Annotated in this window: 23 protein-coding genes; 15 read left to right on the top strand and 8 right to left on the bottom strand. The window is 65.0% G+C overall.

Annotated features, from left to right (window positions below; all coding sequences use genetic code 11):
• On the top strand, positions 1-963 hold the full coding sequence (locus CN933_RS26055; protein ID WP_018098008.1) for a glycoside hydrolase 5 family protein: 963 nt from the start codon (positions 1-3) through the stop codon (positions 961-963).
• On the opposite strand, the gene CN933_RS26050 is transcribed toward CN933_RS26055, so the two are convergent.
• The 5 genes from CN933_RS26050 to CN933_RS32460 all read right to left on the bottom strand — a co-directional run bounded on the left by CN933_RS26050 (position 876) and on the right by CN933_RS32460 (position 4,938).
• Positions 876-2,300: a Coenzyme F420 hydrogenase/dehydrogenase, beta subunit C-terminal domain gene (locus CN933_RS26050; protein WP_180980822.1), complete on the bottom strand. Its 1,425-nt coding sequence runs from the start codon at positions 2,298-2,300 to the stop codon at positions 876-878. The genes CN933_RS26055 and CN933_RS26050 overlap by 88 nt on opposite strands.
• Positions 2,287-3,351, bottom strand: coding sequence for a polysaccharide pyruvyl transferase family protein (locus tag CN933_RS26045; RefSeq protein WP_102762864.1), 1,065 nt, complete (start codon positions 3,349-3,351; stop codon positions 2,287-2,289). The genes CN933_RS26050 and CN933_RS26045 overlap by 14 nt, the downstream gene beginning before the upstream one ends.
• Positions 3,352-3,400: 49 nt before the next feature.
• Positions 3,401-3,676, bottom strand: a complete 276-nt coding sequence (locus CN933_RS26040) for a hypothetical protein (RefSeq protein ID WP_102762863.1) — start codon at positions 3,674-3,676, stop codon at positions 3,401-3,403.
• 73 nt (positions 3,677-3,749) lie between these two features.
• A complete protein-coding gene (locus CN933_RS26035) occupies positions 3,750-4,301 on the bottom strand; it encodes a DUF1003 domain-containing protein (RefSeq protein ID WP_018098004.1) in 552 nt (183 codons plus the stop codon).
• A gap of 127 nt (positions 4,302-4,428) precedes the next feature.
• Positions 4,429-4,938: an SRPBCC family protein gene (locus CN933_RS32460; RefSeq protein ID WP_348627624.1), complete on the bottom strand. Its 510-nt coding sequence runs from the start codon at positions 4,936-4,938 to the stop codon at positions 4,429-4,431.
• Between the two features lie 27 nt (positions 4,939-4,965).
• Between CN933_RS32460 and CN933_RS26025 the strand changes: the two genes are divergently transcribed.
• The 3 genes from CN933_RS26025 to CN933_RS26015 all read left to right on the top strand — a co-directional run bounded on the left by CN933_RS26025 (position 4,966) and on the right by CN933_RS26015 (position 7,919).
• Positions 4,966-6,024 (top strand): adenylate/guanylate cyclase domain-containing protein, encoded by a 1,059-nt coding sequence (locus CN933_RS26025; protein ID WP_102762862.1) that lies wholly within the window; start codon positions 4,966-4,968, stop codon positions 6,022-6,024.
• Positions 6,025-6,128: 104 nt separating this feature from the next.
• Entirely contained in the window at positions 6,129-6,839 is a 711-nt protein-coding gene (locus tag CN933_RS26020) for a GntR family transcriptional regulator (protein ID WP_018098001.1), read from the top strand.
• A 117-nt stretch (positions 6,840-6,956) separates the two neighbouring features.
• Positions 6,957-7,919 (top strand): dihydrodipicolinate synthase family protein, encoded by a 963-nt coding sequence (locus tag CN933_RS26015; protein WP_102762861.1) that lies wholly within the window; start codon positions 6,957-6,959, stop codon positions 7,917-7,919.
• A gap of 47 nt (positions 7,920-7,966) precedes the next feature.
• Here CN933_RS26015 and CN933_RS26010 read toward each other — a convergent pair whose 3' ends face one another.
• The gene (locus CN933_RS26010) at positions 7,967-8,359 is read right to left on the bottom strand and encodes a YkvA family protein (protein ID WP_102762860.1); all 393 of its coding nucleotides are present in this window, start codon (positions 8,357-8,359) and stop codon (positions 7,967-7,969) included.
• Positions 8,360-8,438: 79 nt separating this feature from the next.
• Positions 8,439-9,476, bottom strand: coding sequence for an Ldh family oxidoreductase (locus tag CN933_RS26005; RefSeq protein WP_102762859.1), 1,038 nt, complete (start codon positions 9,474-9,476; stop codon positions 8,439-8,441).
• 243 nt (positions 9,477-9,719) lie between these two features.
• On the opposite strand from CN933_RS26005, the gene CN933_RS26000 reads away from it, so the two are divergent.
• From CN933_RS26000 to CN933_RS25950, 11 genes are all read left to right on the top strand, one after another.
• Complete coding sequence (locus CN933_RS26000) at positions 9,720-11,237, top strand: aldehyde dehydrogenase (NADP(+)) (protein ID WP_018097997.1); 1,518 nt, start codon at positions 9,720-9,722, stop codon at positions 11,235-11,237.
• A 186-nt stretch (positions 11,238-11,423) separates the two neighbouring features.
• Positions 11,424-12,230, top strand: coding sequence for an ABC transporter substrate-binding protein (locus CN933_RS25995; RefSeq protein ID WP_018097996.1), 807 nt, complete (start codon positions 11,424-11,426; stop codon positions 12,228-12,230).
• Positions 12,231-12,296: 66 nt separating this feature from the next.
• Positions 12,297-12,962 carry an amino acid ABC transporter permease gene (locus CN933_RS25990; RefSeq protein ID WP_010975155.1) on the top strand — a complete coding sequence of 222 codons (666 nt, stop codon included), beginning with the start codon at positions 12,297-12,299 and terminating at the stop codon, positions 12,960-12,962.
• Between the two features lie 12 nt (positions 12,963-12,974).
• On the top strand, positions 12,975-13,628 hold the full coding sequence (locus tag CN933_RS25985; RefSeq protein WP_102762858.1) for an amino acid ABC transporter permease: 654 nt from the start codon (positions 12,975-12,977) through the stop codon (positions 13,626-13,628).
• Positions 13,621-14,343 (top strand): amino acid ABC transporter ATP-binding protein, encoded by a 723-nt coding sequence (locus CN933_RS25980; RefSeq protein ID WP_018097994.1) that lies wholly within the window; start codon positions 13,621-13,623, stop codon positions 14,341-14,343. Before CN933_RS25985 ends, CN933_RS25980 begins: the two co-directional genes overlap by 8 nt.
• The gene (locus CN933_RS25975) at positions 14,344-15,585 is read left to right on the top strand and encodes an NAD(P)/FAD-dependent oxidoreductase (RefSeq protein WP_018097993.1); all 1,242 of its coding nucleotides are present in this window, start codon (positions 14,344-14,346) and stop codon (positions 15,583-15,585) included.
• Between the two features lie 14 nt (positions 15,586-15,599).
• A complete protein-coding gene (locus CN933_RS25970) occupies positions 15,600-16,601 on the top strand; it encodes a 4-hydroxyproline epimerase (RefSeq protein WP_018097992.1) in 1,002 nt (333 codons plus the stop codon).
• The gene (gene lhpI, locus CN933_RS25965; protein ID WP_018097991.1) at positions 16,598-18,289 is read left to right on the top strand and encodes a cis-3-hydroxy-L-proline dehydratase; all 1,692 of its coding nucleotides are present in this window, start codon (positions 16,598-16,600) and stop codon (positions 18,287-18,289) included. Before CN933_RS25970 ends, lhpI begins: the two co-directional genes overlap by 4 nt.
• 51 nt (positions 18,290-18,340) lie before the next feature.
• Positions 18,341-19,369, top strand: a complete 1,029-nt coding sequence (locus CN933_RS25960) for a trans-3-hydroxy-L-proline dehydratase (RefSeq protein WP_100672501.1) — start codon at positions 18,341-18,343, stop codon at positions 19,367-19,369.
• Positions 19,370-19,453: 84 nt separating this feature from the next.
• A complete protein-coding gene (locus CN933_RS25955) occupies positions 19,454-19,885 on the top strand; it encodes an OsmC family protein (RefSeq protein WP_018097989.1) in 432 nt (143 codons plus the stop codon).
• A gap of 357 nt (positions 19,886-20,242) precedes the next feature.
• Complete coding sequence (locus CN933_RS25950; protein WP_018097988.1) at positions 20,243-21,451, top strand: MFS transporter; 1,209 nt, start codon at positions 20,243-20,245, stop codon at positions 21,449-21,451.
• A 72-nt stretch (positions 21,452-21,523) separates the two neighbouring features.
• On the opposite strand, the gene CN933_RS25945 is transcribed toward CN933_RS25950, so the two are convergent.
• Entirely contained in the window at positions 21,524-21,709 is a 186-nt protein-coding gene (locus CN933_RS25945) for a hypothetical protein (protein ID WP_015243438.1), read from the bottom strand.
• Between the last annotated feature and the right edge of the window lie 55 nt (positions 21,710-21,764).

Genomic DNA, 21,764 nt, shown 5'->3' with positions numbered 1-21,764 from the left:
ATGATCGAAGCCGCCATGATCTGGAACGAGCCGAACAACAAGTCGCATTGGGATCCGGAGATCGATCCGGACTGGAGCCGCTTTGCCCATATGGCGAAGCTGGCCGCGGCTGCGATCCGGGAGGTCAATCCCGGGCTCACGCGCGTGCTCGGCGGAATTTCGCCGATCGATCCGAACTTCCTCGCTCTGATGAAATCGGAGGGCGTGCTCGACCATGTCGACGCCGTCGCGGCCCATGGTTTCCCGCTCGACTGGAACCTCTGGCAGATCCATGAATGGCCGCAGAAGCTCGATGAACTGAAGAGCGTCACCGAACTGCCGGTCTGGGTAAGCGAGGTCGGCGTCTCCACCTTCGGCGCCGAGGAAGTGCAGCTTTGGGGACTGAAGCGAACCGCCGAACTCCTGAAGGGCCGGGCGGATCGGATCCAATGGTACAGCCTTTACGACCTGCCGCGGGCCTGGCCGGCGACGACGCGGCATCGGGAGGCCGAAGGTTCTTCCTATTACCGGCATTTCTACATGGGTCTTCTGCGCGAGGACGGAACGCCGAAACTGGCGCTCGAGGAGTTTGCCCGCCACACCCCGGAGATCGGGCTCGTACAATGGTTCCATTTCGAGGACCCGCGCCTCGACGATGCCGTCGCCTGGATGAAACGCCTAGGCGTCACATATCTGCGCACCGGGCTCTCCTGGGCCGACCGCTTCCGGCCGAATGCGCTCGACTGGTTCGATCGCCAGATGGAGGCGCTCGAGGATTTCGACGTCACCGTTACCTACTGCTTCACGCCCGAGCATCGGGGGCTCGCTCCGCACCACACGAGCGCGCCCCTCGTACCGGAGGAATTTGCCGAATTCTGTGCCGAAATGACGGCGCGCTATGCGCCCGCCCCGTCGTCCTTCGAGCCCTTGCGCCAAGGCGTCGCGATGGCATCGGCGAGCTTGCCGATCCAGCCGCGTGAATAGGTCACGCCCTGGTAGAGAGCGAGCATCGCCGACGCCCAGCGCAGATAGGCGGCCGGCATGTTCAGGGCTCTGGCAAGCCAGAAGACACGGTGACTGTTTGCGCTGATCGCGCTGCGCAGCCAGTAAACCAGCATCCGCCGTGCAGGCAAGCCCCTCCACTTCGGCGCAACGCGTTTCCTCGGTCGAATGCCGGAACGCGGCCAGGCCAGCCGGAAGGCCAGCCCCTCCCGTCTTTGCCTGAAACCGGCAGCCTGCGTCTCCACGACGAAGGCACTGTCGACCGCGCTCAGGTCGAGCCTTCCCGCGTCGATCGCCTCGGCCACGAGCGTCTGCAGCAGGGGCGAGCGGACGACGACCACATTCGTTCCGCGGCCGTCGGACGAATAGGGTTCGACCCAGGCGTCGCCGAAGGAGATGTCGGCCGTTTCGGCAACCACGTCATCGCAGAAATTGCAGGCGGAATTCTGGAAGAACCCGGCTCCCCAGTCGCCGTCGACCAGATGCCACCAATCCTTGCTTCTCGTGCTTCCGTCCCTGAGCCGCAGATGGGCCGTGTACCAGTTTGCCGGTCTTGCCGAATCCTTCAGGCGGTAGTCCACGCCCGCGACGGCGTTCATTTCCGTGTCCATCTGCCAGGCGAAACTTTCCACGAAGCGGGTGCTCTTCATGTGTCCGCAGAACAGGCCGAGCGTGAAGGCAAGGCGCTCCTCAAGCACCGGGTCGTTGAGGCAGAGGAGATGGATCGCCTTGATGAAGCAGGGAATTCCGACGACTGCGTAGCGGCCGGGATGCCGCTTCATTTCGGCGATGACGCCGGAGAGCTCCACCGGATAATAGCGCGACTTGGCGCCCTTGCGCAGGTCATCCGCGGTCCGCGAGACCTGATACCGGAACAGGCGTTCGCCGGGGCCTGAACAGGGAACCACATGCGCAACCGCGTCGACCAGGTTCCTCTTCAGAAGCTCCGCGGCGGTCCAACTGGCCATGCCGCCGGAACTGCCCTCCGCTCGAAAGCTGCCCTCGCTGACATGGCCGACATAGGCTGCCTCGAAGCGGCCGATCCGCGGGTCGTAAAATCGCGCCGATCCGAAGCGCGCCTCGGCGATCTGGTCTTCGCTTCGGGCGTGGGGCGAAAAGGGGCAAAGCTCGGCGAAACCGTCGGGGCGAGGTGCAGCGGCCGGTTTGAGCTGGCCGTAGCGGTCGAGACGCATCGCGGCGCTGCCGCTCGATTGCGCCATGCACGTGCCGCAACCGATGCAGAGCCCGGATTTCGCCATCTGCCTCGGCGAGAGCGAGGCGCTGGCCGAGGCGGGTGCGGGTCGCTCAGGCGAGGACATCTGTCAGATAGATCCGTGATTGCCGGCGGAGTTCGGCGAGCCTTCGCGCGACAGCCGGGCTCGGGGATTGCGCGAGAAGTGTCTCGTAGTCGGCTTGCGGCGTCTCCTGCGATACCACGTGCCGTTCCGCGCCGGCGGTGCGCGCGAGATCGGCGATCTTGTTGGAACGATAGTCGGAAAGGACCGTGACGAATGGCTTGGCGTTGAGGAGGGAGAAGACGCAGCCGTGAAAGAAATTCGTCGCGACGGCCTCGGCACCCGCCATGCAGGCGGCGAACTCGTAGGGCCCGGCATCGAGCCACTGCTCGTCCGCCCATTCGTTGCGATAGCCTATGCTGACGAGAGGCAGCGAGTGCGTCGTCGCCCAATGGCGGATCGTGTGCTGAAACCATGACGGGAACGAATGTCCGTAGACGGCTATGTAGGGGCGTGAAGCCAGAGCATTGGGGCCGAAGGAAATCGTCTCTGGGAACTGCAGGCATGGGTCGAGAACGAGCGTCGCCTCGCGTCCCACATCCTTTTCGATGATCGCCCTCGAATTGTCGTCGCGGACGGAAATTCCATCGAATTTGCGCAGCCTTTCAGCCCAGTATGGTTCGAGGCCATCGGCCGCGGGGTGGTTTCCGAACGTCGCCGCGTAGGAAACGGTTCTCTTGGCGGAGAGACCTTCCCCGTAGAAAAGCGAGCAACCGCCGTACCAGGGGTGCCGCAAGTTCCACACCTCGTCGCTGCCCACGACGACGATGTCGCATTCTTCGGCGCCGGCCGGGTCGTCTAGTGCGAAGGGGGCACTCATCGGCACCGAAGCCAGGGCGCTCTGAAATTTTCTGATCTTGGAAGCGTAGAGCGGAATGTCGGCGCGCGGGGTCCTCTCCGGCAGAAGCGGCTGCATCGCGCAACGCCACTCGGCCCGGGTGACGCGGGCGGAATGATGATCGAGGACAATGGGGTCGGTGCCGAGCGAACGAAGACCGTGGACAAGAGATCGCGCCTGCCAGAACGATCCATAATTGATGCAGCGGTGGAAGGTCAAAACGCCGAGTTTCGCCAACGGCCTGTATCTCCTTATCGTGGAAGCAGATCGCCGGGTTCAACCGGTTTCAATCGAAGATGGTTCCTTTGGCGCCCTCATATTCGCGCGCAAGCTCCTCGATCGCCGCCGATGCCTCCTCGAACGTCCAACCGGCCGCCTCGGCCCGATGGGCGAGCGCCAGCAGATCGTCGGTCAACTCCCCGCCCATCGCCGCCACGATGCTTTCCTGTGATGTCGCCGCCAGGTCCGACACGGCCGGCCGCAGAGCGGCGATGCAGTCCATCTGGCGACCGGAATAGTCGGAAGCGCGTTGCGGACGGGAAATAGCTTGTGACTCCTCCATCTCGGACTCCTTTTGCTGTCAGTCGTCAAATGACGGGCCCGGCCGATTGTTCCTGCGGCAAACGGGCGTGGTTCTAATCGCCCGACCGGACCTTCTGGTCCTCAAGCCGATTGAGGACCTCTTCTGGGGTGATCTCCTTGGTGAGTTCACGGATGTCCTCTTCACCGTCCACCTTCACGCCCAGCCGGCCGGCTATCTCACGAAGAAGCGCGAGCAGTTGCGTCGCCTCCTGCTCGGCAAGGAGCGAAATCTGCAGATTGAGGTCGGAGCGCTCGTCGTCCTTCTCGGCCATCCGGTTCTGGCTGATCAGAACGAAAGTGGAAATGAAGATCGCCTCCACCGAAGCAACCATGGCGAGGACGGCGAAGGTCGGGTCGAACACCGGTATCCCGGGAACCAGGCCGAGGTTCAGAGCGATCCAGGCGCCGAACGCCAGGACGTGCAAGCCGACGAAAGTCATGGAGCCTGCGAAGTTCGTGATCGCCTGGGCGACCCTGTCGTGAGCCCTCCGCCCGCGTTCGTCTTCCTCGCGCCGCTTCAGGATGGCGTTTATGTTGCGCTCGAGCCTCGGCATGGTTCGAGCGGCGGACGATCTTTCCTCGGTTCTGTTCCTTCTCGATTCCATTCGAACACTCGCGACACCTTGTGGGCCGCCTTGTTGCCGGCGGCTACGGCAAACACGTCAGGCTCCGCAAAGTTCCGCGCGAGAAGGACGAGGCGGAAGCTCCCAGGTCAGCGGCCGGGGCCCAGGCTCACCCAGTACGGCCGTGCCACGGGTCGGGCCCCGGGTCGCGTCCCGCGGCAACTTCCGAAAGCCGATCGAGATAGTGCGCCCAACCTTCGGCATGGCCGGCACATTGCTCGGCATTGGGCAGGCCCGAATGGGTCAGTCGCACCAGCGTTCCATCCGGCTGCTCGATCAGATCGATCTCGACAAGGCTCGAGCCCGGCGGCACGACATCGCTGTCGTCCCAGCCGAAGCTGTAAGCCAGGCGGTGCACCGGCACCACCTCGCGGAAGGAGCCGCGGGCGAAGCGGGCCCCGGTAATATTGACGAGATAAAGCCCCTCGGGCTTCGGCGGACGACGAGAGCTTCTTGCATCGGACTCCCCTTCGGTTGCCGTCGAGCGCCGGCGAGAAAGAAGGCCGCGCGCCGGATCCGGACGGGAACGATCATATCCCGAGGGGAGCGCCCGCGCCACTGCCTGCGGAGCCGGGGCGATTTTCGGATCGGTGCCGCGAGGCCAGATCGGTTCACACATTTCCTGCAACTGCTCTATGATCAACGAATGGACCTGCCCGCACCCCTCGCATGGCTTCTGGATGAGGCCGGTACCTCGTCCGGCCCCGACCCGTTCCTGGCAGAGCTCGGAAACCGGCTCCGCGCAGACGGCCTTCCGCTGGCCGGCGGTGCCCTGACGCTGGCGGTGCCGCATCCGATCATCGCGCGGCGCACCTGGCTTTGGCGGGCGGAGGACGGCGCGGTCATCGAGGCGCTCGGCTTTGCCGAAGGGCCGGTCGATCACGCCGGTCGCGACTGGCTGGCGGGGTTCGGTCCGGTGCAGGAGGACGTGGTCGGCCAGACGGAAGAGAAGGTGGTGCTGGGCTGGGCCGGGACGAGGCGGTTCGATCCGGCCGAGATCGCGCGGTTGCGTCAGACCGCCCGCTTCGCAGCCGCTCCCTTGGCCGTCCTGGCGGAGCGGGCGACCCGCGCGGCGCTGCTCGAAGCCTATCTGGGCCGCCGCAGTGCTGCCCGTGTGCAGGCCGGGGCGCTGAGCCGCGGCACCGGAGAGAGCATCCGGGCGGCGCTGCTTTATGCCGACTTGCGCAACTTCACCGGCCTTTCCGAGGAACATGAGCCTGCCCGTGTGATCGCGGCGCTCAACGACTGGTTCGACCGGCTTGCAGGAGCGATACACGCCTTCGGCGGCGAGGTGCTCAAGTTCATCGGCGACGGCGTGCTGGCAATCTTCCCGGTCAACGATTTGCCGGCGGAGGCCTGCGACCGGGCCGTGCGCGCGGTCGTTGCCGCCCGCGCGGGAATGGCGCATCTCGAGGCTCTGCGCCACGAACAGGAACTGCCGCCGTTGCGCTTCGGCGCGGCGCTGCATCTTGGCGAGATACTGTGGGGCAATGTCGGATCGATCGACCGGCTGGACTTCACGGCCATCGGTCCGGCCGTCAATCTGGTGAGCCGGCTGGAGGGCCTGTGCCGGCCGCTCGGGCGATCCGTGCTGATTTCCGGCGCACTTGCCGCCGAGACCCGAACCCCGCTGGTGCCGCTGGGCGAACACGCGCTGCGCGGCATCGCGGCGCCCTGCGCCGTCTTTACCCTGCCGGAGACCTGAAAGATTATCGGTAAAAGGGCCTGAAAACCGCGAAACATGCGGGCAAGCCCGTTGATCCCATCGTCGCGGAGAAGTATTTCTTTTGTCGACAAGAAGGAGACCGCATGACCAACAAGGATACGGACACCAATTCAGCTCCCGAACGCAAGCGCGGTTCCGGCGTGAAGATGGTCTATGACCTCTTGCGGGACGAAATCCTCGATCTGGTTCTGCCGCCGGGCTGTCCGATCGACGAGGTGCAGCTTGCCGAACGGTTCAAGATGTCGCGCACGCCGATCCGTGAAGCGCTGGTACGGCTGGCGGGAGAGGGGCTGATCGCTACGCTGCCCAACAGATCGACGATGGTATCGAATATCGATTTCCTGAACCTGCACACTTTCTTCGACGCGCTGGTGCTGATGTATCGCGTCACGACGCGCCTGGCGGCCGAACATCACCGTCCGGAGGATCTTGAGGTGATCCGCGCCCGTCAGGCGGAATTCGCCGCAGCGGTCCAGGCGCAGGATGCGCTGGCGATGATCGCCACCAATGCCGCCTTCCATTCGGCCATCGCCGAGGCAGGCCGCAATCCCTATTTCATCGGTCTGTTCAACCGGCTTCTCGACGAAGGCCGGCGGATCCTCCGGCTCTATTATCAGTCCTATGACGACCGGCTGCCGCAGCGCTTCGTCGACGAGCACGAGGACATGATCGCCGTTATCGCCGCACGTGATGTCGAGGCGGCCGATCGGCTGGCCCGCACTCATGCCGAGCAGATCGTCCAGCAAATTCAAAAGCTTTTCGCCCGCAACGACCGGCTTGAAATTGCCCTGTGAGCTGAGCACGATTTTTGTCGACAAATAAAATACAAATGGTATTTTCATATCGAAGCACAGGCAATCGCCGCGATGGCGTCCTGTCTCTGCCATCCGTCAGGCCAATAGGAGTTTGAAATGAAGGCCAAGATTTTTTCGGGCGTGATCCCCGCCCTGATGACCCCTTGCAGGGAAGACCGCACGCCCGACTTCGATGCCCTCGTGCGCAAGGGCAAGGCATTGATTGCCGACGGCATGTCGGCGGTCGTCTATTGCGGTTCGATGGGCGACTGGCCGCTTCTGACCGATGCGCAGCGCATGGAAGGCGTGGAGCGCCTGGTCAAGGCGGGCGTCCCCGTGATCGTCGGCACCGGTGCCGTCAACACCGCCTCGGCCGTCGCGCATGCGGCGCATGCCCACAAGGTCGGAGCGCAGGGCCTGATGGTAATCCCGCGGGTGCTGTCGCGCGGTCCCTCGATCGTGGCACAGAAGGCGCATTTCAAGGCGATCCTGGCTGCCGCCCCGGACCTGCCGTCCGTGATCTACAACAGCCCCTATTACGGGTTCGCCACCCGGGCCGACCTCTTCTTCGCGCTGCGCGCGAAGCATCCGAACCTCGTCGGCTTCAAGGAATTCGGCGGCAATGCCGATATGCGCTACGCGGCCGAGCACATCACCAGCCGTGACGACGGCGTCTCGCTGATGATCGGCGTCGATACGGCCGTCTTCCACGGCTTCGTGAACTGCGGCGCGACCGGCGCCATCACCGGTATCGGCAACGTGCTGCCGAAGGAAGTGATCCACCTCTGCAACCTGTCCCAGGCCGCTGCTGCCGGCGATGTCGATGCACGCCAGCGTGCACAGGAACTGGAGCAGGCGCTTGCGGTGCTTTCCTCCTTCGATGAAGGGCCGGACCTCGTCCTCTATTTCAAGCACATGATGGTGCTGAAGGGAGACAAGGAATACACGCTCCACTTCAACGAGACCGACGCGCTGACCGAAAGCCAGCGCGGCTATGTCGAGGCGCAGTTCAAGCTCTTCAACACCTGGTATGCCGAGTGGAGCAAGCTCCCGGGCGCCGTCGAAAAGTACAAGGCCTGATCGGGCCGGAGACGGAGGAGGCTCTCCATCAGGAGGGCCTCTTTCTTTTACCGTGCGGCGGCAGGGGGGCCGAGCACCGCCCAGAAGAGCAGAACTGCCAGCAGAACCCATATCGAAACGACGGCCACCAGCCCGGCCCGGCTCACCGGCTGCGCGGTGTATTTCATTGCGGTGGCGCGCAGGTCCGCAAGGACATCGACCGGGATGAGCTTCAGCACGACGATGATGCCGACGGGAACGATGATGAGGTCGTCGAGATAGCCGAGGACCGGGATGAAGTCGGGTATCAGGTCGATCGGCGACAATGCATAGGCCGCGACCGCGCCTGCCGCCAGCTTCGCATACCAGGGCACGCGGCGGTCACGCGCCGCGAGCCACAGGACGACGACGTCTCGCTTGATGCCCCTTGCCCATCGGCGTACCCGTTCCAGCCGCTTCATGTCTGAATTCCCCGAATCCCTCCTGTGCCCGAATCCTCCTATGCTTGCCACAGGAGGGTGGAAGAATGCCCGCCGAGAATCACGCCACGGCGTCGAGTCCGAGCGCAAGCAGCCGGTCGAGCTGCTCGATCTCGGCCGCGCTCAGCGTGATGCCCTCGGCCTCCGACTTCGCTCGGGCGGCAAAGCGGCGCTGCGAAGGCAGGCGTGCGCCCTGACCGACGATCGCTTCGAACAGCAGCTCGGCCCGGGCGAAGGGGTCGCCTGGACGGCCGGCGGCGAAAGCCTCCGGGGAGAAGGCGACGATGAGTTCGCCATGGAAGGGTGCGAGCGTCGTGGTGCCGAGATAGTCGAGCACTTCGGGGCTGGTCAGGTCGCCGATCATGATGCCCGCCAGCAGTTCGATCATCGTGCCGATGGCCGAGCCCTTGTGTCCGCCGAAGGGCAGCATGGCGCCCGCGAGCGCAGCCTCCGGGTCGGTCGTCGGATTGCCTTGCGCATCGATGGCCCAGCCTTCGGGCAGCGCTTTACCCGCCCTGCGGTGCAACTCGATCTCGCCCCGGGCCGCGACCGAAGTCGCGAAGTCGAAGACGTAGGGCGGCTTGCCCGCGCGCGGCCAGCCGAAGGCGAAGGGGTTGGTGCCGAGCAACGGCTTGTTGCCACCTGTCGGTGCGACCGTGGCATAGCTCGGGCACATGACGAGCCCGGCAAGCCCTTCTCCGGTGAGCGCCTCCGCTTCCGGCCAGAGCGCCGAAAAATGCGTGCAGTCGTTGATGGCGAGCGCGGCGATGCCGTGCTTGCGGGCACGCTCGGCAAGCACCGGCAGCCCGAGTTCGAAGGCGGGATTGGCGAAACCGCCCCTGGCATTCACCTTGACGATCGCCGAGGCTTCCTGCGCGACGATTTCCGGCTCGGCCTCGGGCTTGACCTTGCCGGCCTTGACCGTGCGCAGCGCGCCCTCGATCCGGTAGATGCCGTGCGACTTGCAGGCATCGCGTTCGCCGGCGACGATCACCCGGGCGAGAGCGCCCGCCTGCACCACGTTAAGGCCGCCCTTGCGGAAGATCGCCTCGACGCGCTCCTGAAGCGCTGTGGTCGTCAGGGTGGTTGTCTCGCTCATGTCGTCTCTCTCGTGCTAGGCCTGATTCAGGGGCAGGCGGTTGATGTTCTGCATACATAGAGTATACAAACCCCCGGCAAGTGCAATTCGTCTGTTCGCCGGAAGGTAACGGTTCCGCAACGGGCGAGGAGAGTGTATGCGAATTTCCGCCGGCAATCCCCGTTTCGTTACGGGAATTGACGCGTTTTATGATCTTGTGCCGAATCGACCAGGGTCATTGTGATCCAGAGAAAGGAAAGTCAGATGATTTTCACCCCCAAAGGAAAACACCTCGTCGCGGGCGAATGGCTCGATGGGGCAGGCACCTTCGCCTCGGCTCCGGCGCATGGCCCGGCGCATGATTTTGCCGTCGGCACCGTAGAGCTGGTGAACCGGGCCTGCGAGGCGGCTGAGGAAGCCTTCTGGACCTATGGCTATTCCTCGCGCAAGGAGCGCGCCGCCTTCCTGCGCGCCATCGCCGACGAGATCGAGGCCCGGGCGGAGGCCATTACCGAGATCGGCAGCCAGGAAACCGGCCTGCCCGAGGCGCGGCTCAACGGCGAACGCGGCCGCACGACCGGCCAGCTCAGGCTCTTTGCCGATCATATCGAAAAGGGTGATTATCTCGACCGGCGCGTCGATGCGGCGCTGCCCGAGCGTCAGCCGGCGCCCCGTCAGGAGATACGGCTGGTCCAGCGCCCCGTCGGTCCGGTCGCCGTCTTCGGCGCCTCGAATTTCCCGCTCGCCTTTTCGACCGCCGGCGGCGATACGGCCGCGGCGCTCGCGGCGGGCTGCCCCGTAGTGGTAAAGGGCCATTCGGCGCATCCCGGCACCGGCGAGATCGTCGCCGAGGCCGTCGACGCAGCGATCCGCAAGACGGGTGTTCATCCCGGCGTATTCTCGCTGATCCAGGGCGGTAGCCGCGACGTTGGTCATGCGCTGGTGCAGCATCCCAACATCAAAGCCGTCGGCTTCACCGGGTCGCTTGCCGGCGGACGTGCCCTGTTCGATCTTTGCGCAGCGCGCCCCGAACCGATCCCGTTCTTCGGCGAGCTCGGCTCGGTCAACCCGATGTTCCTGCTGCCGGAAGCGTTGAAGGCACGGGCGGAAACGCTTGGGCAGGGATGGGCCGGTTCGCTCACCATGGGCGCCGGGCAGTTCTGCACCAATCCCGGCATCGCCGTCGTCACCGAAGGTGCGGATGCCGACCGCTTCACCACCGCCGCCGTCGAGGCGCTTGCCAAGGTGGCACCGCAAACCATGCTGACGGACGGTATCGCCAAGGCCTACCGCGACGGTCAGGCGCGCTTTGCGACGCGCAACGCCGTGAAACCGCTGCTTGCGACCGAGTCATCCGGCCGTGACGCATCGCCCAATCTCTTCGAAACGACGGGCGCGCAATTCCTGGCCGACCATGCGCTCGGCGAAGAGGTATTCGGTCCGCTTGGACTCGTGGTTCGAGTGGGATCGGCGGCCGAAATGGAAGAGCTCGCGCGCGGCTTCCAGGGCCAGCTGACCGCAACCATCCATATGGATGCGGGCGACCTGGAGACGGCGCGCCGTCTGCGTCCGGTGCTCGAGCGCAAGGCGGGCCGTGTGCTGGTCAACGGCTTCCCGACCGGGGTTGAAGTCGTCGATTCGATGGTGCATGGCGGCCCCTATCCGGCCTCGACCAATTTCGGCGCAACCAGCGTCGGCACCATGTCGATTCGACGTTTCCTGCGTCCCGTGGCTTACCAGAACATGCCGGAAGAGCTGCTGCCCGAGGACTTCCTCGGCTGATCCAGTCCGTCGACCGCGCAATGAAAGGGGCTTTTCCACAAGGGAAAGCCCCTTTTCATTGCGAAAAGGCGTCCTGTTATATACGTTTTGTATACTAATTGTATTTTTAAATTGATTTGTGCTCTCCAACGCGGAATAGTGCGCGCGCCGTCACACCGATCGGCCAACTCAAGGGAGAGAACAAGAATGAAGACCTCGGTCCTCGCCTTCGGCCTCGTTGCCGCCACCGCTCTGACGAGCCCCGCCCATGCCGACAAGCTGGACGACATCATCGCTTCGGGAACGCTGCGCTGCGCCGTGGTGCTCGACTTCCCGCCGATGGGCTCGCGCGACGAGAACAACGAACCGATCGGCTTCGACGTGGATTACTGCAACGATCTGGCCAAGGCGCTCGGCGTCACCGCCGAGATCGTCGAGACGCCGTTTCCCGAGCGCATCCCGGCGCTGATGTCCGGCCGTGTCGATGTGGGTGTCGCCTCCACCTCCGATACGCTCGAGCGCGCCAAGACCGTCGGGATGACGGTGCCCTACTTTGCCTTCGAAATGGCGGTAACCGCCAACGAGAAGTCCGGCATCAAGTCCTTCGAAGACATGAAGGGCAAGGTGGTGGGCGCCACCGCCGGCACCTATGAGGCAATCGCACTCGAAAACCAGGTCAAGGCCTGGGGCGAGGGCGAGTTCCGCCCCTACCAGACGCAGGCCGACGTCTTCCTGGCGCTGAGCCAGGGCCAGCTCGACGCCACCGTCTCTACCTCGACGGTCGCGCAGTCCAACGTCAAGGGCGGCAAGTTCCCCGGCATCTCCGTGGTCGACAAGGCGCCCTTCGACATCGACTACGTGGCCCTCTTCACCAACCGCGAGGAATACGGCTTCCTCAACTACCTCAACCTGTTCGTCAATCAGCAGGTCCGCACCGGCCGCTATGCCGAACTCTACGAGAAGTGGGTCGGTGGCGAGGCTCCGTCCCTGTCGGTGAACGGCGTTTACCGCTGATCCGGGGATCGTCTGACGGTGCGGGGCAACCCGCGCCGTCGCTGCATTCCGAGGGGTGAGACGGGAATGTTCAACTACACCTTCCACTGGAATCAGGCGCTAAGGGCGCTGCCGCAGATGCTGGATGGCGCGGTGGTCACGCTGCAGGTCGCGGTGCTGTCGATGGTCATCGGCGTCGCCTGCGCGATCGCGCTCACCGTGTTCCGCCTGTCCGGCAGCCGTATCCTTGGCGGCATCGCCACGACCTGGGTCGAGGTCGCGCGAAACACGCCGGCGCTGTTCCAGATCTACATGGCCCATTTCGGCCTCGGCAATTTCGGGATCCACCTGAGCCCCTATACGGCGCTTCTGGTCGGGATCGCCTTCAACAATGCGGGCTATCTTGCCGAGAACTTCCGCGGCGCGCTCAAGGCCATTCCGGATACGCAGGCCCGGGCGGGCCGGTCGCTCGGCATGACCTCGCTGCAGGCGTTCCGGCTGATCGTTCTGCCGCAGATGCTGCGCGTGGCCTTCCTGCCCGCGACCAACCAGATGGTCTGGGCCATCCTGATGACGTCGCTGGGCGTCACCGTCGGCATGAACACCGACCTGGCCGGCATCACGCAGGAGCTGAATGCCCGCTCCTTCCGCACATTCGAATTCTTCGCGCTCGCTGCGGTGATCTACTACCTGATCGCCAAAGCGGTCACGCTTGCAGCCCGGGCTTTCGCCTGGCGCATGTTCCGCTACTGAGAGGGGTGAGAGATGTTTGATACTGCCCTCACCTGGAACGATCTCGCCTTTCTTGCGCAAGGCGCCGGAATGACGCTGGCGGTCACCGCCGTCGCCGTCACCGCCGGCACCGTTCTCGGCATCCTCTTCGGAGTGATCCGGTTCCAGATCGGACCCTATTGGTCGGCACCGATGACCTTGCTGCTCGACGTGTTCCGCTCGGTACCGCTCCTGATCCAGCTCGTGCTCGGCAATGCCTTCCAGTCGATCGCCAAGCTCGGCTGGGGCCCATTCACCACCTCCGGCGTGGTGCTTTCGCTCTACTCGGCGGCGTTCTGCGCGGAGATCGTGCGCGGCGGAATTTCGTCGGTGCCGGTGACGACCCGCCGTGCGGCGCGCTCCCTCGGCATGACCTGGTGGCAGGACATGCGCTACATCGTGGCGCCGCTTGCCACCCGGGTCTCGCTTCCGTCGTGGATAGGCCTGACGCTCGGCGTGATGAAGGACTCCGCACTGGTGCTCTGGCTCGGCTTGGTCGAGCTCTTGCGTGCCTCGCAGATATTGGTCACGCGTCTGCAGGAGCCGCTCTTCATTCTGCTGATCTGCGGCGCCATCTACTTCCTCCTCAGCTTCCCCGTCGCCCGGCTTGGCGGGTATCTCGAAAAACGGTGGTCCCCCAATGATTGAGATCGAAAACGTCCGCAAATCCTTCAGCTCGCTGGAGGTTCTCAAGGGCATCGACCTGACCGTCGAAAAGGGCGAGGTGGTCACCATCATCGGCGGCTCCGGCTCCGGCAAGTCGACGCTGCTCACCTGCATCAACGGGCTCGAGCCGATCGACTCCGGCCGGATCGTGATCGACGGGACCGATGTCCATGCCAAGGGCACCGATCTCAACAGGCTGCGCCGCAAGGTCGGGATCGTGTTCCAGCAATGGAACGCCTTCCCGCATCTGACCGTGCTGGAAAACGTCATGCTCGCCCCGCGCAAGGTGCTCGGCCTCTCGAAGGACAAGGCCGAGGAGATTGCGGTGAAGCAGTTGACCCACGTCGGTCTCGGCGAGAAGCTCAAGGTCTATCCGAACCGCATGTCGGGCGGCCAGCAGCAGCGCATGGCGATCGCCCGGGCGCTTGCCATGTCGCCGGAATATATGCTGTTCGACGAGGTGACTTCGGCGCTCGATCCGATGCTGGTCGGCGAGGTGCTCGACACGCTGAAGATGCTGGCGGAAGAGGGAATGACGATGATCTGCGTTACCCACGAAATGACCTTTGCCCGCGACGTGTCGGATCGCGTGGCCTTCTTCCATCAGGGGATCATGGCCGAGATCGGCTCGCCCGATCAGATTTTCGCCTCGCCGCAGAACCCCGAGACGCAGAAGTTCCTGGCGAGCGTACGATAAATGGCCGAATCGGACGTCATCGTGATCGGCGCGGGGGTCGTCGGCCTATCGGCTGCGATTGCCGCCGTGGCCAGCGGCCTGTCGGTCACCGTTCTGGACCGCGAGGGGCCGGCGGCCGGCGCTTCCGCCGGCAATGCCGGGGCATTCGCCTTCACCGATATCCTTCCGCTTGCCTCGCCCGGCATCCTGAAAAAGGCGCCGAAATGGCTCCTGGATCCGCTCGGACCGCTTACCGTGCCGCCCGCCTATGCGCTGAAGATCGCGCCATGGATGTTCCGCTTCTGGCGTGCTTGTCAGCCGGCCCGCGTGGCGCATTCGACCGCGGCCCAGACCGCGCTGATGGACCTGTCGAAAGCGGAACTCGAGCCGTTCCTCGGAGCAACCGGCACGGCGCCCATGCTGCGCAAGGAAGGCAACCTCCAGGTCTATGAGGGAGAGGCGGAATTCAAGGCGTCGCTTGCCGGCTGGAAGGCGCGCGCGGATCATGGGATCGAGTTCCGCCATCTCGATGCCGCAGGCGTTGCCGAGATCCAGCCGGGCCTGGCGGCGCGCTTCACCCACGCCACCTTCACGCCCGGCTGGTACTCGATCGCCGATCCGAAGCTCTATACGCTTGCCCTTGCCGACCATTTCCGCACGATCGGCGGGGTGATCGAGCGCGCGGAGGTCATTGCGCTGAAGCCGGTCGACGGGGCGGTTGAAGTCCTGAGCGCCGACGGCAGGGCCCGGCGGGCGGCACAGGTGGTTCTCTCGGCAGGCGCATTCTCGCACCGGGTTGCGCGCACGCTCGGCGAAAGCATTCCGCTCGAAACCGAGCGCGGCTACAATACGACGCTTCCCGCCGACGCGTTCGACCTGCGCACGCAGATCACCTTCGGCGGCCATGGCTTCGTCGTGACACGGCTGTCGACCGGTATCCGGGTCGGCGGTGCGGTCGAGCTCGGCGGGCTCGACCTGCCGCCGAACTACCGCCGCTCGGAAGCGATGCTGAAGAAGGCGCAGGCCTTCCTGCCCGGCTTGAAACCGGAAGGCGGGGTGCAGTGGATGGGCTTCCGGCCGTCGCTGCCCGACAGCCTGCCGGCCATCGGCCGCGCCCGCGCGACGCCGCGGGTGATCTTCGCCTTCGGTCACGGCCATCTCGGGCTCACCCAATCGGCGGGGACGGCCAGGATCGTCGCCGATCTCTTGACGGGCCGGACTCCGGCCATCGACATTGCACCCTTTTCGCCGCAAAGATTCTGACAGAGGTTTCGACCATGGCCACCCACACCTTCTCCTGCATCGACGGCCACACCTGCGGAAATCCCGTCCGCCTCGTTTCGGGCGGGGGCCCGCGTCTCGAAGGCGCGAACATGCTGGAAAAGCGCGCGCATTTCCTGAAGGAATTCGACTGGATCCGAACGGGCCTCATGTTCGAGCCGCGCGGCCACGACATGATGTCGGGTTCGATCCTCTACCCGCCGACCCGGCCCGACTGCGACGTGGCGGTGCTCTTCATCGAGACCTCCGGCTGTCTGCCGATGTGCGGTCACGGCACCATCGGCACCATCACCATGGGCATCGAGAACGGCCTGATCACCCCGCGCGAGCCGGGAAAGCTGTCGATTGATGCCCCCGCGGGCAAGGTGGACATCACCTACCGCCAGGAGGGCCGCTTCGTCGAGGAGGTGCGCCTTACCAACGTGCCGAGCTTCCTTTATGCGGAAGGCCTGACGGCGCAGGTCGAAGGGCTGGGCGAGATCGTGGTCGACGTCGCCTATGGCGGCAATTTCTACGCCATCGTCGAGCCGCAGAAGAACTTCCGCGACATGGCCGACCATACGGCGGGAGAACTGGTCGGCTGGAGCCCCAAGCTCAGGGCCGCACTGAATGCCAAATATGAGTTCGTCCATCCCGAACACCCGGAGATCCGGGGCTTGAGCCACATCCAGTGGACGGGCAAGCCGACGCAGCCGGAGGCCCATGCCCGCAACGCGGTGTTCTATGGCGAGAAGGCCATCGACCGCTCGCCCTGCGGCACCGGCACCTCGGCCCGGATCGCGCAGCTTGCCGCCAAGGGCAAGCTGAATGTCGGCGACGAGTTCGTCCACGAGTCGATCATCGGCTCGCTTTTCAAGGGTCGCGTCGAAGCGGCCGCGAAGGTCGCCGACCGCGATGCGATCATCCCGTCGATCGCCGGCTGGGCGCGGATGACCGGCATCAACACCATCTTCATCGATGACCGCGATCCCTTCGCCCACGGCTTCGTCGTGAAATGAGCGGCCTCGATCCCGCCCGCAGCATCCTTCAGGGGGCGGCCGAGGGCCCGGTCATCGCGACCGGGGAGGCGCTGAGTTTCTGGGGCGGGGTCGATCCCGCGACGGGCTGCGTGATCGACGTGCACCACCCGCTGCATGGCGTCCCGCTCACCGGCTCCATCCTGATGATGCCGTCGAGCCGCGGGTCCTGCACGGGCTCGGGTGTGCTGCTCGACCTCGTGCTGACCGGTCGCGGCCCGGCCGCACTCATATTTTCCGAACCGGAAGATGTGCTGACCCTCGGCGCGCTGATCGCTTCCGAGATGTTCGCCAGCCCGCTGCCGGTGCTGCGTCTTGCTCCCGAAGCCTTTGCGGCGCTCGCTCGCGCGAAGACGGCGCGGATCGGTGACAGGACGATTGAAGCCGAGGGGCTGACGATCCCCGTCGTTCCGCCCGCTACGGCCGCGCTCGACCTGACCGATGGCGACCGCGCCATGCTCGACGGAGAGGAAGGCGTCGCGGTTGCGCAGGCCATGCGCATCATTTCGGCCATGGCGGCGCAGCAGGGGGCACAGGGCCTCGTGGATGTGACGCAGGCGCATATCGACGGCTGCATCTATGCCAGTCCCGCGAACCTGATCTTTGCCGAGAAGATGGCGGAGATGGGCGCGAAGGTGCGGATCCCGGCGACGATGAACGCCATTTCCGTGGACCGCGCCAACTGGCAGAGGCAAGGCGTGCCGCCATCCTTCGGCGACCCTGCGGCTCGGCTCGCCGATGCCTATGTCCGCATGGGCTGCCGGCCGACCTTCACCTGTTCGCCCTATCTGCTCGACAGCGCGCCTGGAACGGGCGAAGCCGTCGCCTGGGCGGAGTCCAATGCCGTGATCTTCGCCAACAGCGTCCTCGGTGCGCGGACGGCGAAGCACCCGGATTTCCTCGACCTTTGCATCGCGCTTACCGGACGGGCGCCGCTCTCCGGCGTCTATCTCGACAAACACCGCAAGGCACGGCGGATCATAGACGTCGAACTGCCCGCGGGCGCCGACGACGCTTTCTGGCCGCTGATCGGCTACCTCGCCGGGCGGGCGGCGCCAGATCGCATTCCGCTCATCCGCGGGCTTGCTCCGGCGGAGCCTTCGCGCGACGACTTGAAGGCGCTTTGCGCCGCCTTCGGCACCACCTCGGCCGCGCCGATGCTGCATGTGGAGGGCGTGACGCCGGAGGCCGGCGGTGCTGCGGTTGAGGACGCGGATCATGCGACCATCACCCGCGACGAATTGACGGCTGCGTGGTCCGCCCTGAACGAGGGTCCGGATGAAATCGAACTCGTGGCGATCGGCAGCCCGCACGCGTCCCTTGCCGAGTGCCGGGCGCTGGCCGAGGCGCTCGACGGCCGCAAGCGGCATCCGGACGTGGCGGTGATCGTCACGGCCGGACATGAGGTCATTGCGGCGGCGCGCCGCGAGGGAATTCTCGCGCGGCTTCAGGAGAGCGGCGTCCAGGTGCTGCCGGACCTCTGTTGGTGCTCAATCTCCGAGCCCGTGTTCCCGACGCGTACCCGGGCGGTCATGACCAACTCCGGCAAATACGCCCATTACGGTCCCGGTCTTTCCGGGCGCGCAGTGCGCTTCGGCAGCCTTGCCGATTGCGTCGCCGCGGCCTTGACGGGGCGCGTCCCGGCCCGGATGCCGGGCTGGCTTCCCTGAAGCGCGGCGGACGTTCGTAACCGCGCTGGCTTTTGAAACGAGGAGTTCGCGATGCGCAGCACCAAGACCATTCATGTCATTTCCGCCCATGCCGAGGGCGAAGTGGGCGACGTGATCGTCGGCGGTGTCGCACCTCCGCCGGGCGACACGATCTGGGAACAGAGCCGCTGGATCGCCCGCGATCAGACCCTGCGCAACTTCGTCCTGAACGAGCCGCGCGGCGGCGTCTTCCGCCATGTCAATCTCCTGGTGCCGCCGAAGCATCCGGACGCGGATGCCGCCTTCGTCATCATGGAGCCGGAAGATACGCCGCCCATGTCCGGCTCCAACTCGATCTGCGTCTCCACCGTGCTGCTCGACAGCGGCATCCTGCCGATGAAGGAGCCGGTGACGGAGATCACGCTCGAGGCGCCCGGCGGTCTCGTTCGCGTGCGCGCGGAGTGCCGTGACGGCAAGGCCGAACGCATCTTCGTCGAGAACCTGCCGAGCTTTGCCGAGCGGCTGGACGCGAAGCTGGAGGTCGAGGGGCTCGGGACCCTCACAGTCGACACCGCCTATGGCGGCGATAGCTTCGTAATCGTGGATGCTGCCGCAATGGGCTTCGCCCTGAAGCCGGACGAGGCGCACGACATCGCCCGGCTTGGCGTCAGGATCACCAACGCGGCAAATGCCCAGTTCGGTTTCCATCATCCGGAAAACCCCGACTGGCGGCATTTCTCCTTCTGCCTCTTTGCCGGCCCCGTGGAACGTACCGCGGAAGGCCTGCGGGCGGGTGCTGCGGTCGCGATCCAGCCGGGCAAGGTCGACCGCTCTCCGACCGGCACGGCGCTCTCGGCACGCATGGCCGTGCTGCATGCCCGAGGGCAGATGGGGCTCTCGGACCGGCTGACGGCGGTTTCGCTGATCGGCTCCACCTTCTCCGGCCGCATCCTTGGCACCACCGAAGTCGGCGGCCGGCCGGCCGTGCTGCCGGAAATCTCGGGCCGCGCCTGGATTACCGGCACCCATCAGCACATGCTCGACCCGTCGGACCCGTGGCCCGAGGGCTACCGGCTGACCGACACCTGGGGTGCGCGCTGAGCGGATTGGCGCGTGGGTGGAAATCGGGAGCGTTTTGCGTCATTGGAACGAAGATGAACGCATCGCGACAGGAAGGAGAATCGGATGAAGGCACGCATCAAATGGGTCGAAGGCAGGACTTTCGTCGGAGAATCCGGAAGCGGCCACAAGGTCGTGCTCGGCACGGCCGCCGGCCCGGATAGCCCGACACCGGGGCCGAGCCCCATGGAAATGGTGCTTATCGGCACCGGCGGCTGCTCGGCTTTCGATGTCGTCCACATCCTCGAGAAGGGCCGCGAGGCCGTCGAAGATTGCGTAGTCGAGATGGATGCCGATCGGGCGGATCAGGACCCGCGCGTATTCACCCGCATCCACATGCATTTCATCGTCAAGGGCCGTGGTCTGGCCGCCAAGAAGGTCGAGCGCGCGGTGGCCCTCTCCATCGAGAAATACTGCTCCGCATCCGCGATGCTCGCAAAGACGGCGACCATCACGCATGATTTCGAGGTCGTCGACACGTCGAACACGGTGGCCTGATCGGGCGCCTCCGTCCCTCATCCGCCTGCCGGCACCTCCTCTTCGTTTAACGGGGAGACGGAACAAGCGGGCCGCTCCTCGCATCCTCTTCGGTCTGGACCTTGCCGCGAGTCCCTTCGCCCCGCCTGCGGGGAGAGGGGGCTTCGGGAATTCCGCTGAGGGCCACATGGTTCAACCGCATCCAGCGCAATGCAGCCTGAAAATTTTCCACCCCCATGTCGGCGCCTTTAGGCGCCGTTCGTCCTATCGTATGCGCGGCACAGCCGCGAACGGGAGAATGCCCTTGATTTGATCGGCAATCCGGGCGTGGACTGACAATGAATGCCGCGCCGGACTGCCCTGAGCGGAGACACGAGAATGATCGATGCGCATTATCGATGGGTGATCGTTGCTGCCGGCGGCCTGCTCGGCTGCATTGCAATCGGTGCCATGTTTTCATTGCCGGTTTTCCTTGTGCCCATCTCGCGGGATACCGGATGGTCCGTGACCGGCATATCGAGTGCCATGACGGTGGGTTTCATCGCGATGGCCCTGGCAAGTATGGTCTGGGGGAGCGCTTCGGACCGCTGGGGGCCGCGCCCGGTCGTGCTGGTCGGGTCCGCGCTCCTTGCGGCGAGCCTTGCGCTTTCCAGCCTTGCGCCATCGCTGATCGCATTCCAACTCCTCTTCGGGGTGATCGTCGGAGGTGCCTGCGCGGCGATATTCGCGCCGATGATGGCTTGCGTGACAGGCTGGTTCGATACGCATCGCAGCCTTGCCGTATCTCTTGTATCGGCCGGCATGGGAATGGCGCCCATGACCATGTCGCCGCTGGCCGGGTGGCTGGTTACGATCTACGACTGGCGGACATCGCTGCAGATCATAGCCGCCCTTGCCGCCGTCACGATGATTCCGGCTGCGTTGCTCCTGCGCCGCCCGCCTGTCCTCGAAGGTCCGAATGCCGTCTCTGCAAGTGACGGGCAGCCGGACATGTCCCTTGGACAGGCGCTGAGGTCGCCGCAATTCGTCATATTGCTGCTGACGAACTTCTTTTGCTGCGCCACTCATTCGGGCCCGATTTTTCACACCGTGAGCTACGCCGTGAGCTGCGGGATCCCGATGATGGCCGCTGTTTCCATCTACAGCCTCGAGGGTCTGGCGGGAATGGGCGGCCGTGTCGCCTTCGGCATCCTCGGAGACCGCTACGGCGCCAAGCGCATCCTGGTATCGGGACTGCTGCTGCAGGCCTTCGGTGCGCTCGCCTATTTCTTCGTGCGCGACCTCGGCGCCTTCTACGCGGTGGCTGCAGTGTTCGGCTTCATCTATGCAGGCGTCATGCCGCTTTACGCCGTGATCGCCCGCGAGAATTTCCCGCTGCGCATGATGGGCACCGTCATCGGCGGCACGGCAATGGCCGGCAGTCTCGGCATGGCGATCGGCCCGGTTGCCGGGGGGGTGATCTACGACGTTTTTGCCAGCTACGGCTGGCTCTATATCGGCGCCTGGGGTCTCGGCATCGGTGCTTTCCTGATCGCACTGACCTTCAAGCCCTTCCCCAGGGAACGGCCGGAACTGGCTGCCGCCTGAGGCGATCGCGAGGAAAATCGTGCTACGGTTTTCCTCGTCGCCCTGTCGGAATGAGCCGATCGGCTTCGGGCTTCACTGCGTACCGGGACGGTCAAGCTGCAGCGAAAGCTGCACGCCGCGCTTGAGGGGCGGGAGCGGTATACCGACCTGAATCCGTCCGAAGGTTTTTCTGCGCCACTCCTGTTCGCGCTCCCGCCGGCGTCTTGCCTGGGCGACGGCGGCCATAGCGCGCTCGATCACTTCCTCTGCATGGGTCATGAGAGACTCTCCAGAATGTTCATGGTATGTTCTCATCGCCGTTCCTGAAAGTCAA

This window comes from Sinorhizobium sp. M4_45, assembly GCF_002885915.1.
Classification (GTDB): domain Bacteria; phylum Pseudomonadota; class Alphaproteobacteria; order Rhizobiales; family Rhizobiaceae; genus Sinorhizobium; species Sinorhizobium meliloti_A.
Note: the sequence above shows the minus strand (reverse complement) of the source record. Positions and strands in the feature narration are given on the sequence as shown.

Coding starts and splice junctions, on each gene's coding strand:
- CN933_RS25970 (WP_018097992.1), top strand. CDS start 15,600: ATGGCCACCCACACCTTCTCCTGCATCGACGGCCACACCTGCGGAAAT.
- CN933_RS26050 (WP_180980822.1), bottom strand. CDS start 2,300: ATGTCCTCGCCTGAGCGACCCGCACCCGCCTCGGCCAGCGCCTCGCTC.
- CN933_RS26015 (WP_102762861.1), top strand. CDS start 6,957: ATGAAGGCCAAGATTTTTTCGGGCGTGATCCCCGCCCTGATGACCCCT.
- CN933_RS26010 (WP_102762860.1), bottom strand. CDS start 8,359: ATGAAGCGGCTGGAACGGGTACGCCGATGGGCAAGGGGCATCAAGCGA.
- CN933_RS25980 (WP_018097994.1), top strand. CDS start 13,621: ATGATTGAGATCGAAAACGTCCGCAAATCCTTCAGCTCGCTGGAGGTT.
- CN933_RS32460 (WP_348627624.1), bottom strand. CDS start 4,938: ATGTGTGAACCGATCTGGCCTCGCGGCACCGATCCGAAAATCGCCCCG.
- CN933_RS25955 (WP_018097989.1), top strand. CDS start 19,454: ATGAAGGCACGCATCAAATGGGTCGAAGGCAGGACTTTCGTCGGAGAA.
- CN933_RS25945 (WP_015243438.1), bottom strand. CDS start 21,709: ATGACCCATGCAGAGGAAGTGATCGAGCGCGCTATGGCCGCCGTCGCC.
- CN933_RS26055 (WP_018098008.1), top strand. CDS start 1: ATGATCGAAGCCGCCATGATCTGGAACGAGCCGAACAACAAGTCGCAT.
- CN933_RS25975 (WP_018097993.1), top strand. CDS start 14,344: ATGGCCGAATCGGACGTCATCGTGATCGGCGCGGGGGTCGTCGGCCTA.
- CN933_RS26020 (WP_018098001.1), top strand. CDS start 6,129: ATGACCAACAAGGATACGGACACCAATTCAGCTCCCGAACGCAAGCGC.
- CN933_RS25995 (WP_018097996.1), top strand. CDS start 11,424: ATGAAGACCTCGGTCCTCGCCTTCGGCCTCGTTGCCGCCACCGCTCTG.
- CN933_RS26025 (WP_102762862.1), top strand. CDS start 4,966: ATGGACCTGCCCGCACCCCTCGCATGGCTTCTGGATGAGGCCGGTACC.
- CN933_RS26035 (WP_018098004.1), bottom strand. CDS start 4,301: ATGGAATCGAGAAGGAACAGAACCGAGGAAAGATCGTCCGCCGCTCGA.
- CN933_RS26005 (WP_102762859.1), bottom strand. CDS start 9,476: ATGAGCGAGACAACCACCCTGACGACCACAGCGCTTCAGGAGCGCGTC.
- CN933_RS25990 (WP_010975155.1), top strand. CDS start 12,297: ATGTTCAACTACACCTTCCACTGGAATCAGGCGCTAAGGGCGCTGCCG.
- CN933_RS26040 (WP_102762863.1), bottom strand. CDS start 3,676: ATGGAGGAGTCACAAGCTATTTCCCGTCCGCAACGCGCTTCCGACTAT.
- CN933_RS26000 (WP_018097997.1), top strand. CDS start 9,720: ATGATTTTCACCCCCAAAGGAAAACACCTCGTCGCGGGCGAATGGCTC.
- CN933_RS25985 (WP_102762858.1), top strand. CDS start 12,975: ATGTTTGATACTGCCCTCACCTGGAACGATCTCGCCTTTCTTGCGCAA.
- CN933_RS25960 (WP_100672501.1), top strand. CDS start 18,341: ATGCGCAGCACCAAGACCATTCATGTCATTTCCGCCCATGCCGAGGGC.
- lhpI (WP_018097991.1), top strand. CDS start 16,598: ATGAGCGGCCTCGATCCCGCCCGCAGCATCCTTCAGGGGGCGGCCGAG.
- CN933_RS25950 (WP_018097988.1), top strand. CDS start 20,243: ATGATCGATGCGCATTATCGATGGGTGATCGTTGCTGCCGGCGGCCTG.